General features: G+C 63.5%; 15 protein-coding genes. 10 read left to right on the top strand and 5 right to left on the bottom strand.

What is annotated here, in order from left to right; genetic code table 11:
- Nucleotides 1-1,410 (bottom strand): TAXI family TRAP transporter solute-binding subunit, encoded by a 1,410-nt coding sequence (locus tag YH63_RS06990; RefSeq protein ID WP_046828222.1) that lies wholly within the window; start codon nt 1,408-1,410, stop codon nt 1-3.
- Between the two features lie 253 nt (nt 1,411-1,663).
- Here YH63_RS06990 and YH63_RS06985 point away from each other — a divergent pair, with 253 nt between their 5' ends.
- A complete protein-coding gene (locus tag YH63_RS06985; RefSeq protein ID WP_046828223.1) occupies nt 1,664-1,957 on the top strand; it encodes a 4a-hydroxytetrahydrobiopterin dehydratase in 294 nt (97 codons plus the stop codon).
- Nucleotides 1,958-2,116: 159 nt separating this feature from the next.
- Nucleotides 2,117-2,500 carry a YkvA family protein gene (locus YH63_RS06980; RefSeq protein ID WP_046828224.1) on the top strand — a complete coding sequence of 128 codons (384 nt, stop codon included), beginning with the start codon at nt 2,117-2,119 and terminating at the stop codon, nt 2,498-2,500.
- A 97-nt stretch (nt 2,501-2,597) separates the two neighbouring features.
- On the opposite strand, the gene YH63_RS06975 is transcribed toward YH63_RS06980, so the two are convergent.
- Nucleotides 2,598-3,572: an NADPH:quinone oxidoreductase family protein gene (locus tag YH63_RS06975; RefSeq protein ID WP_046828225.1), complete on the bottom strand. Its 975-nt coding sequence runs from the start codon at nt 3,570-3,572 to the stop codon at nt 2,598-2,600.
- 335 nt (nt 3,573-3,907) lie between these two features.
- Between YH63_RS06975 and YH63_RS06970 the strand changes: the two genes are divergently transcribed.
- From YH63_RS06970 to YH63_RS06960, 3 genes are all read left to right on the top strand, one after another.
- Nucleotides 3,908-4,561, top strand: a complete 654-nt coding sequence (locus YH63_RS06970; RefSeq protein ID WP_246658024.1) for an invasion associated locus B family protein — start codon at nt 3,908-3,910, stop codon at nt 4,559-4,561.
- A gap of 114 nt (nt 4,562-4,675) precedes the next feature.
- A complete protein-coding gene (rlmN, locus tag YH63_RS06965; RefSeq protein WP_046828226.1) occupies nt 4,676-5,872 on the top strand; it encodes a 23S rRNA (adenine(2503)-C(2))-methyltransferase RlmN in 1,197 nt (398 codons plus the stop codon).
- A gap of 4 nt (nt 5,873-5,876) precedes the next feature.
- The gene (locus YH63_RS06960; RefSeq protein WP_046828227.1) at nt 5,877-6,350 is read left to right on the top strand and encodes a hypothetical protein; all 474 of its coding nucleotides are present in this window, start codon (nt 5,877-5,879) and stop codon (nt 6,348-6,350) included.
- Between the two features lie 4 nt (nt 6,351-6,354).
- Here YH63_RS06960 and YH63_RS06955 read toward each other — a convergent pair whose 3' ends face one another.
- The gene (locus tag YH63_RS06955; protein ID WP_046828228.1) at nt 6,355-6,954 is read right to left on the bottom strand and encodes a 2-hydroxychromene-2-carboxylate isomerase; all 600 of its coding nucleotides are present in this window, start codon (nt 6,952-6,954) and stop codon (nt 6,355-6,357) included.
- Nucleotides 6,955-7,078: 124 nt separating this feature from the next.
- Between YH63_RS06955 and YH63_RS06950 the strand changes: the two genes are divergently transcribed.
- The 3 genes from YH63_RS06950 to YH63_RS06940 all read left to right on the top strand — a co-directional run bounded on the left by YH63_RS06950 (nt 7,079) and on the right by YH63_RS06940 (nt 9,742).
- Nucleotides 7,079-7,873 carry a phosphatase PAP2 family protein gene (locus YH63_RS06950; protein WP_046828229.1) on the top strand — a complete coding sequence of 265 codons (795 nt, stop codon included), beginning with the start codon at nt 7,079-7,081 and terminating at the stop codon, nt 7,871-7,873.
- Between the two features lie 254 nt (nt 7,874-8,127).
- On the top strand, nt 8,128-9,465 hold the full coding sequence (argG, locus tag YH63_RS06945; RefSeq protein WP_046828230.1) for an argininosuccinate synthase: 1,338 nt from the start codon (nt 8,128-8,130) through the stop codon (nt 9,463-9,465).
- Between the two features lie 37 nt (nt 9,466-9,502).
- Nucleotides 9,503-9,742, top strand: a complete 240-nt coding sequence (locus tag YH63_RS06940; protein ID WP_046828231.1) for a hypothetical protein — start codon at nt 9,503-9,505, stop codon at nt 9,740-9,742.
- A 48-nt stretch (nt 9,743-9,790) separates the two neighbouring features.
- On the opposite strand, the gene YH63_RS06935 is transcribed toward YH63_RS06940, so the two are convergent.
- Entirely contained in the window at nt 9,791-10,408 is a 618-nt protein-coding gene (locus YH63_RS06935; protein ID WP_046828232.1) for a TetR/AcrR family transcriptional regulator, read from the bottom strand.
- A gap of 250 nt (nt 10,409-10,658) precedes the next feature.
- Between YH63_RS06935 and YH63_RS06930 the strand changes: the two genes are divergently transcribed.
- Entirely contained in the window at nt 10,659-11,615 is a 957-nt protein-coding gene (locus YH63_RS06930) for a homocysteine S-methyltransferase family protein (RefSeq protein ID WP_046828233.1), read from the top strand.
- Between the two features lie 74 nt (nt 11,616-11,689).
- Here the strand turns inward: YH63_RS06930 and YH63_RS21950 are convergent, their stop codons facing one another.
- A complete protein-coding gene (locus YH63_RS21950) occupies nt 11,690-12,763 on the bottom strand; it encodes an OmpA family protein (protein WP_349642966.1) in 1,074 nt (357 codons plus the stop codon).
- A gap of 116 nt (nt 12,764-12,879) precedes the next feature.
- On the opposite strand from YH63_RS21950, the gene YH63_RS21945 reads away from it, so the two are divergent.
- The gene (locus YH63_RS21945) at nt 12,880-13,830 is read left to right on the top strand and encodes a hypothetical protein (RefSeq protein ID WP_349642965.1); all 951 of its coding nucleotides are present in this window, start codon (nt 12,880-12,882) and stop codon (nt 13,828-13,830) included.
- Nucleotides 13,831-13,842: the final 12 nt, after the last annotated feature.

The raw sequence follows: 13,842 nt of genomic DNA, 5'->3' as shown, positions 1-13,842 counted from the left end.
TCAGGCCACGTGGCTGCGTGCCGGCCGCGCGGCGTTCGACGACATGTCGAGCAGGAACGCCTTGCGATCCGCCACCGCGTTATGGAACTGCTCGAGCGCGATACTGAAGGCGGTGAGCGATCCTTCCTCGATCGCTCCGTCCTCGAAACAATGCAGCGTCTCGCGCATGATCTCGTCGGCCTCCGCCTGCATGGCGTCCAGTTCGTCGATCGAGTCGGATTTCCGCGAGGCAGTCAGCATTTCCAGCAGGCGCTCGCGCAAATTGGAATTGGTGACGCGCTCGTCCCTGCGCCAGTAGCTGGCGAACCAAGCGCCCGCTGAACCGAGGGCTGACAGCGCCATCAGGCTGCCCCAGATGTAATCGCTGTATCTGTCGAGAAAACTCTTTTCCTCGCCATCGACATAGGCGGCCGCGCCGGGATGCGCCGGGATCGCGGCATCCTTGTCGGTGTCGGGTGTTTCCAGTTTCGCCGTGAGCGGGAATTCGCTCTGGATGGTCTGGCGGATCGAGAACAGTTGCCGGGTCAGCGCCCCCGCCGTGGCTTCCGACAGCGATTTACGCGCGACAATGTGGTGCGCGAACGTGATGGTGTCGATCTTGTCGTCGGGCCGGGCGGGCTTGGCGCCGAACGATCCCGCGGGAATTTCTCCCGATTCATAAACGGGATGCTTTTGCGCAATCGCGTCAGCCGTATCCAGCGACAGGAACGTCGCTTCCTTGCCGCCGCGCGTGGTTGCTGCGACGGCGTCTGCCGTGATCTTGCTGTTGAGCGGGCCGACGGCGAGGAACGCATCGAGCTTTTCATTCTTGATCGCATCGGCGAAGCCCGTCGTGGTGAACTGAACCACCTGGACACTTTCAGGCTTCACGCCGGACTGTGTGAGAATCACTTTCAACAGATTGACGTTGGCCTGCGTGCGGCCAATCACGCCGATGCGCTTGCCTGCGAGCTGTTCGATCTTCTTGATGGCGCCCTTCTTGCTGCTTCCGTTGAGCGCCCACAGCACTGCATAGTTCTTGCGGATGCTGGCGATCGCCTGCGCGTCCTTCGGCAACTCGATATCGCCGCGGATCACGGCGAGATCGGTGGTGCCCGCGTTGAGGCTCGCCGCGCTTGAGGAGGTTCCATCGGTGATGATCGGCCGCAGCCGGATGTACTTCCGGTCCCGCGAGAAGATCTGTGCGATCGACTGAACGACCTTGACGTCGTCACTGTAGGGAGGGCCGACCGCGATCCGCAGGTGAACCGGACGGTTCATCCAGTAGGTCGCGCCGCCGACGGCAGCCACGGTCGCCAGCACGGCGGCGACCACGACCAGCACCGCCTTCATCCGGTGCGGCTTGGGCGCACCCGGCGGACGCGGGGCATCCGACGCCATCGATCTGGTAAACATGTCGCGAATGCCCATGGGTTACCGCGCCTCCCGGCGTTCGTCGGTATCATACCAGATCATTGGGCTGCTCGCTTGTTCCATGCTCGCCATGGTTAGCGGCCCGAGAGCGGCTTTTCCGTGACCGGGGGACCCATTACGCTGGGTATTCGTTTGGGACGCAAGGACTGGGTATTCGTTTGGGACGCGAGGAATTGTGTTTGCCGCGAAATGAAGAACTTCGGATTCGGGACACCAGGGCTGTAAAGTTCGGGTGATAGAGGAGAGGCGTATGGTGGAACGGCTACCGGCGGAAGCGCGGCGCACGGCGCTGGCGAAGCTCAAGGGCTGGTCGGAGGTGTCCGGCCGCGATGCCATCACGCGGACCTTCACCTTCCGGGATTTCAACGAGGCGTTCGGCTTCATGACCCGCGCCGCGCTGGTGGCCGAGAAGAGCGATCATCATCCGGAATGGCGCAACGTCTACAAGACCGTGGAGGTGGTGCTCGCCACCCACGACGCGGACGGAGTGACCGCGCGCGACATCGCGCTGGCGGAAGCGATGAACAAGATCGCGGGGGGATGATCGTCGTCATGCCCTTGTTGGTTATCCTTCGAGGCGCGCAAGAAAGTGCGCGCACTCAGGATGACGGGGCGTTCCTCGCATTCACGTCTTGTGGCGGGGTGTGCGATCCCTATGTGAGGGAAGCGGGTTGCAATCGGCAGCCTTCGAGGGAATTTGAACATGGCCTCCGACCACACGGCGCATTTCGAGCGGGCGGAAAAGCTCGCGAAGGATCCCGAGCGCGTGCGCCGGAATTTCTGGCTGAAGTTCAAGCGTCTCGCGATCAGTTTGCCGTTCGCGGAAGAACTGCTCGCCGCCTACTATTGCGCGTTCGACCGCGAGACGCCGCGCCATGTGCAGGCGGCGCTGCTCGGTGCGCTGGCGTATTTCGTGCTGCCGTTCGACTTCATGCCGGACATGCTGCCGGTGCTTGGCTTCACTGACGATGCGGCGGTGCTGGCGACCGCGATCAGGATGGTGGCGAGCCACATCACGCCGGAGCATCGCGCGGCCGCGCATGCGGCGATGACGCGCGGGCTGGATGAGGCGGATAGCAAAGCCTAATTCGTCATTGCGAGGAGCGTAGCGACGAAGCAATCCAGTTCTTGCTATCCAAGAGTGGATTGCTTCGCTTCGCTCGCAATGACGGCGTATCGTCAGATCACGGATGCAAGATCACCTTGCCCATGGCCTGGCGCGCGGCGAGCACCTTGAGCGCGTCGGCGGTCTTCTCCAGCGGGAAGGTGCGGTCGACGTGGGATGAAATCTTTCCCTCGGCGGCCCACTTCATCAGCTTCTCCAGCGCGGCGCGGCCCAGCTTCGGTTCGCGCTTCATGTGCGCACCCCAGAACACGCCGCGAATGTCGCAACCCTTGAGCAGCGCGAGATTGAGCGGAATTTTCGGAATGTCACCGGCGGCAAAACCGATCACGAGGAAACGGCCCTTCCATCCGAGCGAGCGCACTCCGATTTCAGCATAAGCGCCGCCGACCGGATCGAACACGATGTCGATGCCCTTTTCGCCGCCGGCCTTCTTCAGCGCTTCCTTCAGGTCTTCCTTGGCGTAGTTGATGGTGAGATCCGCGCCGTGCTTCTTGGCGAATTCAAGCTTCTCGTCCGACGAGGCGCAGGCGATCACCTTCAGGCCCAGCACCTTGCCGAGTTCGCAGGCCGCAAGGCCGACGCCGCCGGCCGCGCCGAACACCGCGAGGGTTTCGCCGGGCTTCGGATCGGCGCGATCCTCCAGCGCATGCAGCGCCGTGCCGTAAATCACGATGACGCCGGCAGCGCGATCGAAATCGAGATTGTCCGGGATCTTCACGGCCTGCGATGCAGGGATTGCGATCTTCTGCCGTGCGCCGTTGTAGCCGCACGATGCCGCGACACGATCGCCCGGCTTGAGATCGGTGACGCCTTCGCCGACGCTCTCGACCACGCCTGCGATTTCAGCAGCGGGAGAAAACGGAAACGGCGGCTTGATCTGGTACTTGCCCTGGATCATCAAGAGGTCGAAGAAATTCAGTGCGGCAGCCTTGATCGCGATCACGGCTTCGCCGGGTCCCGCGACCGGATCGGGAATATCGCTCAGCGCGAGGTCGTCGGGGCCGCAATATTCCGAGCAGAGAATGGCTTTCATCGAGACACCTGAGGAGTTGAAGAGTTATGAGCACAGGCGGACTTCTTGCCGGATTTGTTGGAGCCCTACAATCTCAATTGCGAGATGGCGATGACGCTTGCGGGATGTAACTATGTTTGAAACACTGCGCACGCGGAAACAGCCTGCGCGGTCCGCCGCCGCGTCTGGCTGTGTTCTGCGACAGGTCAGATTTTTTCGAACGGATGCGGCAAAGCGCAGCGGCCGTGAAGGTGTCCCGGGTTAACTTTCCAACAAGCGGTTTGGGGTCTATTGCACGTCCCCGCGAAAGTGCGAGCCATCTTGCAGTCACAATATTGAAGGAACCAGTTTTGGTGATGTCCTTGCAGCGAGCGATGGTAATTCTGGTGGCGGCATTGCCGGTTTGCGGCTTTGCGAATTCTGCCTCCGCCCAAACCCCTCAATCCAAGGCGGCCAAACCTGCGCCGAAAGCGGCGGCGCCTGCCAAGGATGCACCGACCAAACCTGCACCGAAGAGCGCCGCGCCTGCGAAACCCGCAGCGCCAGCGGCCGCGGGAAATGCCGAGCCGTCGCTGGTCGGCCAGTTCGGCACCTGGGGCGCCTACACGGCGACGCCGAACGGCAAGAAGGTCTGCTTCGCGCTCGCCAAGCCCGCCTCGTCGAAAACCAATCCGCCGAACCGCCCGCGCGATCCGTCCTACGCATTCATTTCGACGCGGCCTGCCGAGAAGGTGTCGAACGAAGTCTCGATCATGATCGGCTACACGCTGAAGCCGGGCTCCGAAGGCTCGCTCGAAGTCGGCGGCACACGCTTTGCGATGTACTCGCAGGGCGACGGGCTCTGGATCAAGAACGCCGCCGAGGAAGATCGGCTGGTGGACGCGCTGCGCAAGGGCGCGGATGCAACCGTGAAGGGCGTTTCCGCCAAGGGCACCGAAACCACCGATACGTTCCCGCTCAAGGGTCTGGCCCAGGCGCTGGACAAGCTGGCCCAGGAGTGCCGGCGTTAGCCGAAAGACGGTCGCAATTGCCCGGTATTGGCTCTATATAGCGGGTTACGGGACTTAAGGGTTCCGTCACGCTCGGCTTTGTGCCGTCGCAACCCTCCCGAGACACATATCGATATGACTATGACCGAAGCGTCCGGCGTCCTCGAAAAGACGGCCCTTGAAACCTACGTGCCGCCGGCGAAACCCTCGCTGGTTGGGCTGTCGCGCGAGGAACTCGCCGAGCGCCTTGGCGAGATCGGCGTGACGGAGAGGCAGCGCAAGATGCGCGTGCAGCAGCTCTGGCACTGGACGTATGTGCGCGGCGCGCAGACCTTCGCCGACATGACCAACGTGTCGAAGGACATGCGGGCTGAGCTCGAGAAACATTTCACCGTGGACCGGCCGGAAGTTGTCGCCGAGCAGATTTCCAACGACGGCACCCGCAAGTGGCTGCTGCGGCTGCCGGGCGATTCCGCCGGTCGCGCCCACGAGGTCGAGTGCGTCTACATTCCCGAAACCGATCGCGGCACGTTGTGCGTGTCATCGCAGGTTGGCTGCACGCTCAACTGTTCGTTCTGCCACACCGGCACCCAGCGTCTGGTGCGCAATCTCACCGCCGGAGAAATCGCAGGCCAGGTGATGGTGGCGCGCGATCGTTTGGGCGACTGGATCGACCGCGAAACGCCGAACGGCAACCGCCTCATTACCAACGTCGTGATGATGGGCATGGGCGAGCCGCTGTACAATTTCGAGGCGGTGCGCGACGCGCTGCTGATCGTGTCGGACAATGAAGGCATCGGCATTTCCCGCCGCCGCATCACGCTCTCGACCTCGGGCGTGGTGCCGAACATTGCGCGCACCGGCGACGAAATCGGCGTCATGCTGGCGATCTCGCTGCATGCGGTGCGTGACGAGCTGCGCAATGAACTGGTGCCGCTCAACAAGAAATATCCGATCAAGGAATTGCTCGACGCCTGCCGCGCCTATCCCGGCTCGTCCAACTCGCGCCGCATCACGTTCGAATATGTGATGCTGAAGGGTGTCAACGATTCGCTGGACGACGCCAAGCTGCTGGTGAAGCTGCTTAAGGGCATTCCCGCCAAGATCAATCTCATTCCGTTCAATCCATGGCCCGGCACCAAATACGAGTGCTCGGACTGGGATCAGATCGAGAAGTTTTCCGAGTACGTCTTCAACGCGGGCTATTCGTCGCCGGTGCGCACCCCGCGCGGCCGCGACATTCTTGCCGCCTGCGGCCAGTTGAAATCGGAAACCGAGAAACTGTCCGCGCGCGAACGTCAGGCGCTGCGCGCCATGGCGATGACGGATTAATCCCATGGCCGTGATCGGACGTCTGTTCGCGATTTTCTTCGGATTTCTCGTTGCGTGTATCGTCGCGAGCGTGGTCGTGCTGTACGCGATTTTCTTTCCGGAGATGAGCGACGTCTCGATCGATGTCGATCAGAGCGCGATCAACCTCATCCTCGGATTCGGCTTCATCCTGATCAGCGGCTTCGCGCTGATGCCGGCGCTGGTCATCGCGCTCGTCACCGAAGCCTTTTCGATCCGCCACATTCTCGCCTATGCCGTCGGCGGCGGCATCGCGGGGCTGTGCTGCTATCTCGGCTTCATTCCGTTCGACACCGTGAACATGACCTTCAACGGCATCGTGCGGCGGCATCTCGAAGTGATGGTCGGCGCGGGGATTCTCGGCGGCGTGATCTACTGGATGATCGCGGGCCGCAATGCCGGCGCGTGGCGTTCGTCGTCGCCGAACGCATCGTCGGCGCCGCCGCCGATGCCGCGCTAAGAAGTTATTTCTTCGCCCAGCGCAGCGCTTGTTCAAGGCGATCGTTGCCCCAGAACAGCTCGCCGTCCGCAGTGGTGAAGGTCGGCGCGCCGAAGAATCCGCGCTTCGCGGCATCCGCCGTCAGGTCGCGCAGTTCCGTCTTGATGTCGTCGGCCTGCGCGCTCGCGAAGGTTGCGTCCACCGGCACCTTCAGCTTGGTCAGAATGTCCGCGATCACGTGTGACTCTGAGATCACCCGGTTCTCGGCATACTCGGCGTGAAACACGGCGCGGCTGAAATCCTCGCCCCAAGTGTCCTTCAATCCGACCAGCGCGACGCGGCTCGCCAGCACGCTCGATTGCGGAAACGCATCCGGCCACCGGAAGCCGACGCCGATCTCGTCGGCGGTCCGCTGCACGTCGCGGATCATGTGCTGGCCCTTTACCGGAAACAGGTTGAACGGCGAATCCTTCATGCCCTGGGATGCGAAAATCGGTCCCAGCAGAAACGGCCGCCACCGCACCGAGACACCGGCGGCGTCGGCCAGCGGCGCGATCCGCATGGAGGCGAGAAACGAATACACCGAGGCAAAATCGAACCAGAAATCCAGCACGGGTTTGGGCATGAGGTTTGCGGCGCTCCCGGAGTTTCCGAGCTTGTTTATAATACCTTAGCACAGGTCGGGCGGCTTGCCGGAGGGCTGTCCGGGACCACTTTTATTCCCCTGCCGCCTCGGCTACACACCCCCCATGAACCGGACCGGACTTTTCATCGCACTCACGCTTTCGGTGGTTTTCGGGCTGCTGTTCGGCCTCTATCCCGAACTCGATCTGAAAGTCGCCGCGCTGTTCTATGACGCGACGGCCAAGACGTTTCCGCTGAAGACCGTGACGTGGGCGATGATCGCGCGCGACGGCGCGATGTGGATCGCGTGGGCGCTCGTGATGCCGGCGCTGGTGACACTTGTCGTCAAGCTGGTTCGGCCGGTGAAGCCGCTGATGATCTCCGGCCGCGCGATGGTGTTTCTGATCGTGACCATGCTGTTGTCGGCGATCATCATCTCCAACGTGATCTTCAAGGGCTATTGGGGGCGTCCGCGCCCCGTGGTGGTGACGGAGTTCAACGGCAAGCTGGACTTCATGCCGTGGTGGGATCCGCGCGGCGCATGCCCGAAGAACTGCTCGTTCTTCTCCGGCGAAGGCGCCACCGCGTTCTGGACCTATGCGCCCGCGGCGCTGACGCCCCCGGCATGGCGGCCTGCCGCGTATGTCGCGGCGACCGCGTTCGGTCTTGTGACCGGCGGCTTGCGGATGGCGTTCGGTGGACACTTTTTCACCGACGTGCTGTTTTCCGGGATCGCGTCCTTCCTCGTGATCTGGCTGGCTTACGCCTTCATCTATCGCTGGCCGTCGACGCGATTGACCGATTACGGCATCGACGTCGCGCTGACGCGTTTCGCGTGGCCGGGTTATCGCTGGATGCAGAAACGGCTGGGCAAAGATGTCGGGGCCTTGCCAAGATTACGTCCTGGGACGGCCGAGTAAAATACTCGCGTCGTCCCGGCCAGCGGGTCCGGCTTCGCCGGCCCGATGGCCGGGACGACGCCAGTGGCAGTTGGGCCGGGCCTTCCCATTGCCCGCCAATCTTTCTATAGAAGCCGATCTGATCTCGGCCAGGAGGTCGGGCCGTTGCCCGGCGTGACCCAACACGTCAGCCGCCAATAAACGCGTTCCCGTCCGCGCGAGGTCTGTTAGTCACGCATCTAAGCCGCCAAACGAAATTGCCGAATGGAAGTTCTATGAGTACGATTCTGAAGAGCCTTCCCAAAGGAGAAAATGTCGGTATCGCTTTCTCGGGCGGGCTCGACACCAGCGCGGCGCTGCTTTGGATGAAGCAAAAAGGCGCGCGCGTCTTTGCCTATACGGCGAATCTCGGCCAACCTGACGAGGCCGACTACGACGAGATTCCGCGCAAGGCCATGGAGTTCGGCGCCGAGAAAGCCCGCCTTGTGGATTGCCGCACGCAACTGGTTCACGAAGGGATCGCCGCCATTCAATCGGGCGCCTTCCACGTCTCGACCGGCGGCATCGCATATTTCAACACCACGCCCCTCGGCCGCGCCGTGACCGGCACGATGCTGGTCTCGGCCATGAAGGAAGACGGCGTCAACATCTGGGGCGACGGCTCGACCTACAAAGGCAACGATATCGAGCGGTTCTACCGCTACGGACTGCTGACCAATCCGGACCTGAAGATCTACAAGCCGTGGCTCGACGATCAATTCATCGACGAACTGGGCGGCCGCGCGGAAATGTCGGCGTTCATGACCGCCCACGGTTTCGCCTACAAGATGAGCGCCGAAAAGGCGTATTCGACCGACAGCAATATCCTCGGCGCCACGCATGAGGCGAAGGATCTCGAACACCTCGACAGCGGCATCAAGATCGTCAATCCGATCATGGGCGTTCCGTTCTGGCGTGACGACTGCGTGGTCAAGGCCGAGAAGGTCTCCATCCGATTTGTGGAAGGTCAGCCCGTTGCGCTGAACGGTCAGACCTTCACAGATCCTGTCGCGCTGTTCCTCGAGGCCAACGTCATCGGCGGCCGGCATGGCCTTGGCATGAGCGACCAGATCGAGAACCGGATCATCGAGGCGAAGAGTCGCGGCATCTACGAGGCGCCGGGTATGGCGCTGCTCCACATCGCCTATGAACGTCTCGTCACCGGCATCCACAACGAAGACACCATCGAGCAATACCGGATCAGCGGCATGCGGCTTGGCCGATTGCTCTATCAGGGACGGTGGTTCGATTCTCAGGCCTTGATGCTGCGCGAAACTGCGCAGCGTTGGGTGGCGCGCGCGATCACTGGCGAGGTGACGCTCGAACTGCGCCGCGGCAATGACTACTCGATCCTGAACACCGAGAGCCCCAATCTGACCTACGCGCCGGAACGGCTGAGCATGGAGAAGGTTGAGGATGCGGCGTTCACGCCGGGCGATCGCATCGGTCAGTTGACCATGCGCAACCTCGATATTTCCGATACGCGCCGCAAACTGGATCTCTACACCAAGACCGGATTGCTGTCGGCTGGCGAGGGCTCTCATATCCCCAAGCTCGACAGCGACAAAAGCTGAAACGTGCCGGGGCGTCTCAACTGAAGCGGACTTGAATATGGGCTGGGAACGCATCGGGCCGGATGGCGAAATCTTTACGCCGCATCGCTATCCCAACGGACTTTACCGCGTGGCGGATCCTGCCCTGGGCGACGTGAAGCATCATGCCAAGAATCAGCTCTCGGCCCGTGAGGACCAGATCGAAGCCTATTTGCAGCAGGGCTTCTGGCTGCGCATGAAAGGCGACGTTGGGGGCAAGGTGGTTTTGATCTCTCCGTCCGAGATCAAGCGAATCTGAATCCGCTTTGCCGGCTGCGATGGCGGCGCGTTGTGCTTTCGCCCCGCGTCAGGAATGCGCCGGCGAAAAGATCAGTTTTACGCAGGTGCGGAAGGCGAGAATCTGCCGCTCGAGCCGGCGCGGGTCGTTCAGCGTTTTCGACATGATGATGCCGCCGTCAACGATGCACGACATCATCTCGGCGAGATCGTCGAGATCGATCGGCTCCCGCGGCGGATGAACCGCTGCGATACCTTCGAAGATGGCGCGGAAGCGCGCGTTCCAGCCTCGCACCGATTGCGCCGTGAGATCGCGCACTTCGCGGTCGAACAGCCTTTCCTGATAGCAGATGCTCGCGATCAGACAGCCGGGATGGCCGTTTGGCAGATCGGCCATGATCTCCGCGAGCAATTTCAGCGAAATCAGAAACGCCTGCAAAGGATCGTCGGACAACTCCGCGCCGCGCGCGAAGATGTCATCGAACAGTTTGTCGTTGGTCTCGACGTAACGGCGCACCATTTCGCGCGCCAGCGCGTTTTTGTCCTTGAAGTGGTAGAAGAAGCCGCTCTTGGTCAGCCCGGCCTCTGCGATGACCTCGTCGATCGACGTCGCGCCGAAACCCTTGGCAAGCACGGCGGCTTCCGCAATTCCGAGAATCCGCTCTCGCGTGATTTCGCCTTTTCCCATGTGCGCCTCCAGCAATCGGTCGTGGTCGTAGCAAGAAATATTACTGCACCGCCGGTCTGGTTTTCGGCGCGCGCGCCGCTGCGCGCGGTCCGGCGGATCAATCAAGCGGTTGATTTTATAGCACTTCCCAGCAGTTGCTTCAGCCGTACCACGAGGATTCTAGCCTCCCGTGACATCTTGCGGCACCACTGCGACCATGCCTGAGCCGTCGTGTCCACGACGACCGCACGGATTTTTCGGAGCAGACACAATGGCCAAATATCGACACGACCTGCCGCAGCAGCGTGGCGGCATTTTTCTGACCGACGGCGGCATGGAAACGTCGCTCATTTTCAATGACGGCGTGGACCTGCCGCACTTCGCGTCGTTCGTGCTTCTGGACACGGTGGAGGGCCGGGCGCTGCTGACGAAATATTACGAGAGCTATCTTGCGATCGCGCGCGACAATGGCCTCGGCTTCGTGCTCGACACACCGACCTGGCGCGCCAATTCTGACTGGGGTGCGAAGCTCGGCTACGATGCTGCGTCGCTGAAATCGATCAACACCCGCGCCGTCGCATTTCTCAAAGGCCTGCGCGCGAAGTGGGAGAGCGCAGAAATGCCCTGCGTCATCAGCGGCGCGATCGGTCCGCGCGGCGACGGCTACAAGGCGGGCAACATGGATGCCGATGAAGCGGAAGCCTATCACGGCGCGCAGATCGCGGCCTTCGCCGAAGCCGGCGCCGACATGGTGACGGCGTTCACGCTCAACACCATCAACGAGGCCATCGGCATCGCGCGGGCGGCGCGGACACATGCGATTCCGTGTGCGATTTCGTTCACGGTGGAAACCGACGGACGTCTCGTCAAGGGCGAGACGCTGCGCGACGCCATCGAGACCGTGGACCGCGAGACACAGAACGCGCCGGTTTACTTCATGATCAACTGCGCGCATCCGGCGCATTTCGAGCAGGCGCTGCAGGCGGGCGAATCCTGGATGACGCGCATCCATGGTGTGCGCGCCAATGCCTCGGCCAAGAGTCATGCGGAGCTTGACGAATCCACGACGCTTGATGCGGGCGATCCATTCGATCTCGGGCAGCGTTACCAGAGGCTGCGGCGCGCGTTCCCGGCGATGCGCATTCTCGGCGGCTGCTGCGGCACCGATCACCGCCATGTCGCGGCGATCTGCGAAGCCTGCCTGCCGCCGCACGCACTCAGCGCTTAGTCCGCGAACATCGAAAACGAAAAAACGGCCGGGAAAATCTCCCGGCCGTTTTCGCGTGATGGGTACGTTCTGCCTCAGCGGCGCGGCGGCGCCGTGCCCGGAGGCGGCGGTGGCAGCGAGGCCTGACCGCCGTTCAGCAGCGGCGTGATGTTGCGGATGGTGACGCGGCGGTTGCGCCGCTCCGCTCCATCCGTCGGCACCTTCAGGTACTGCTCGCCGTAGCCCTGCGACGTCAGATTTTCCGCAGGCACGTTGAACTGCTGGGTCAGCAGCGTGGCGGCGGATTCGGCGCGGCGATCCGATAGCGACAGGTTGTCGACCTCGTTGCCGACCGCGTCGGTGTGGCCCTCGATCAGGAACACCGTGCGCGGGTTGGCAGTGATCACCCGATTGAGTCCGTCGGCGATCGCCTGAAGCTTCGCGGCCTGATCCGGCGGGACTTCCCACGACCCGGTCTCGAAGTTGATGGTGTCGAGATCGATGCTCGGCATGCGCTGACGCACCGACGGGCTGTAGCGGATTTCATCGAGCGAATAACGCCGCTCGATGCGCTCGACCGGTGGCGCCATCATGGTCTCATAGAGCAGTTCAGGCGGCGCATCTTCCGCCTCGACGATGTAACGGTCTTGCGGAATGCGCAGCACCGGCGGCGGCAGCGAGACGAAGTAGCCGCCGATGGCGCCGGCGACCACACCGGCGGCCAGGCCGGCACCGAAGCCGGGTCCTCCGCGAGGTCTGTTGTCGATGATGATCACCTCGCGGCCGCGGTCGTCACGGCGGATGCGCCGGAGCAACCGGCCGTCGCGGTCGTTGACCGTGATGATCTGCGTGCCGTCGGGCCGCACCACGACGGTTCGGGTGTCGTTGCCGTCGCGGGTCACGCGAACGTCGCGTGCGCCGTAACGGAAGCGATCGACTTCGTTGTGACGGACGAACGATTGGCCGTTCGGATCCTGAATGATCACGCGGCCGGGTTCACGGAAGACCGTTCGTCCGCCCTCCTGAGTCTGGCGGCGCTCCGAGCGGAAATCGTCCATCCGCCGTCCGCTGCCCGGAGCGGCCGTCGGCGCGATCGGCTTGAGTGCGCCCGGAGTTGCCTGAACCGCAGCAGGCGCGGGCGGCAGCGGCGTGGCCACCGGAGCCGTCACGGGCGAGACCGGCGTACCGGCGGGAAGACCCGGCGGCGGACCCTGACGCTGACCGCGGCGGTCGCCTGATCCCGGTTGTCCCGGAGCGGGCGGCTGGCCCGGTGTGGCTCCCGGCGTTGCAGGTGGAGTTGCCCCCGGAGTTGCTGGCGGCGTTGCACCCGGTGTTGCGGGAGGTGTCGCGCCGGGAGTCGCCGGAGGTGTTGCAGGCGTCGTTGCAGCGGGTGGCGTCGTGGGTGCCGGCGTCGGCGCAGCGCCGTTGGGTGCTGGCGGGCGCGCGCCGTCAGGACGCTGCGGCGTCACGTCACGCACGCCGGGCGCAACCGGAGGCGCGCCCGGTGGACGCTGAGGTGCAGGCGCCGTCGATGGTGCGGCAGGCGGTGTCGCGCCCGATGGCGCGGGTGCTGCGCCTGGTGCTGCCGGAGTCGGCGGTGCCGGGCGTGCAGCCGGAGGCGGTGGAGGTGCAGTCGTCGGCGCGGGTGCAGCCTTCGGAGCTGCCGCAGGTGGCGGAGGGGCAGCCTTGGGTGCCGCTGCTGGTGGCGGTGGAGGCGCAGCCTTCGGAGGCGCTGGCGGTGGCGGCGGAGCAGCCTTCGGTGGCGCGGGTGGCGGAGGTGGTGCGGCCCTTGGAGGCGCAGGCGGCGGCGCGGCCTTCGGTGCTGCCGGCGGAGGCGGAGGGGCAGCCTTTGGAGGTGCCGGTGGCGGCGGAGGTGCAGCGCGCGGCGGAGGCGGTGGAGGAGGAGCAGCCTTCGGCGGTGCGGGTGGCGGCGGCGCAGCCCTCGGCGGTGCAGGCGGTGGCGCAGGGGCGGCCTTCGGAGGCGCCGGTGGAGCTGCCTTCGGCGGAGCCTTCGGTGCGTTCGGGTCCGCAGGTGCTGCGGCCTGTGCGACGACGATCGACGATGTCTCGGCGTGAGCCGGAAGCTGCGCGAGCTGAACGGCAGCGATCGCAGTCGTCGTCAACAGAAGGAGTCGAATGTTCTTCATGGGGCCTCTGGGGTGAGAAGAAAGTGAAGCAGCCGGAAAGCTGTCGCCCGTCGCAACGAAGTGAACTGCGATCAGTGGATAGTGATTAGGCGGTAATGTGG

Source organism: Afipia massiliensis (genome assembly GCF_001006325.2).
GTDB lineage: Bacteria > Pseudomonadota > Alphaproteobacteria > Rhizobiales > Xanthobacteraceae > Afipia > Afipia massiliensis_A.
Note: the sequence above shows the minus strand (reverse complement) of the source record. Positions and strands in the feature narration are given on the sequence as shown.

Excerpts from the sequence above, each read along its gene's own strand:
- rlmN (WP_046828226.1), top strand. The coding sequence starts at position 4,676 with ATGACTATGACCGAAGCGTCCGGCGTCCTCGAAAAGACGGCCCTTGAA.
- YH63_RS06985 (WP_046828223.1), top strand. The coding sequence starts at position 1,664 with ATGGTGGAACGGCTACCGGCGGAAGCGCGGCGCACGGCGCTGGCGAAG.
- argG (WP_046828230.1), top strand. The coding sequence starts at position 8,128 with ATGAGTACGATTCTGAAGAGCCTTCCCAAAGGAGAAAATGTCGGTATC.
- YH63_RS06975 (WP_046828225.1), bottom strand. The coding sequence starts at position 3,572 with ATGAAAGCCATTCTCTGCTCGGAATATTGCGGCCCCGACGACCTCGCG.
- YH63_RS06940 (WP_046828231.1), top strand. The coding sequence starts at position 9,503 with ATGGGCTGGGAACGCATCGGGCCGGATGGCGAAATCTTTACGCCGCAT.
- YH63_RS06960 (WP_046828227.1), top strand. The coding sequence starts at position 5,877 with ATGGCCGTGATCGGACGTCTGTTCGCGATTTTCTTCGGATTTCTCGTT.
- YH63_RS06930 (WP_046828233.1), top strand. The coding sequence starts at position 10,659 with ATGGCCAAATATCGACACGACCTGCCGCAGCAGCGTGGCGGCATTTTT.
- YH63_RS06970 (WP_246658024.1), top strand. The coding sequence starts at position 3,908 with ATGTCCTTGCAGCGAGCGATGGTAATTCTGGTGGCGGCATTGCCGGTT.
- YH63_RS06980 (WP_046828224.1), top strand. The coding sequence starts at position 2,117 with ATGGCCTCCGACCACACGGCGCATTTCGAGCGGGCGGAAAAGCTCGCG.
- YH63_RS06955 (WP_046828228.1), bottom strand. The coding sequence starts at position 6,954 with ATGCCCAAACCCGTGCTGGATTTCTGGTTCGATTTTGCCTCGGTGTAT.
- YH63_RS06990 (WP_046828222.1), bottom strand. The coding sequence starts at position 1,410 with ATGGGCATTCGCGACATGTTTACCAGATCGATGGCGTCGGATGCCCCG.
- YH63_RS06950 (WP_046828229.1), top strand. The coding sequence starts at position 7,079 with ATGAACCGGACCGGACTTTTCATCGCACTCACGCTTTCGGTGGTTTTC.
- YH63_RS06935 (WP_046828232.1), bottom strand. The coding sequence starts at position 10,408 with ATGGGAAAAGGCGAAATCACGCGAGAGCGGATTCTCGGAATTGCGGAA.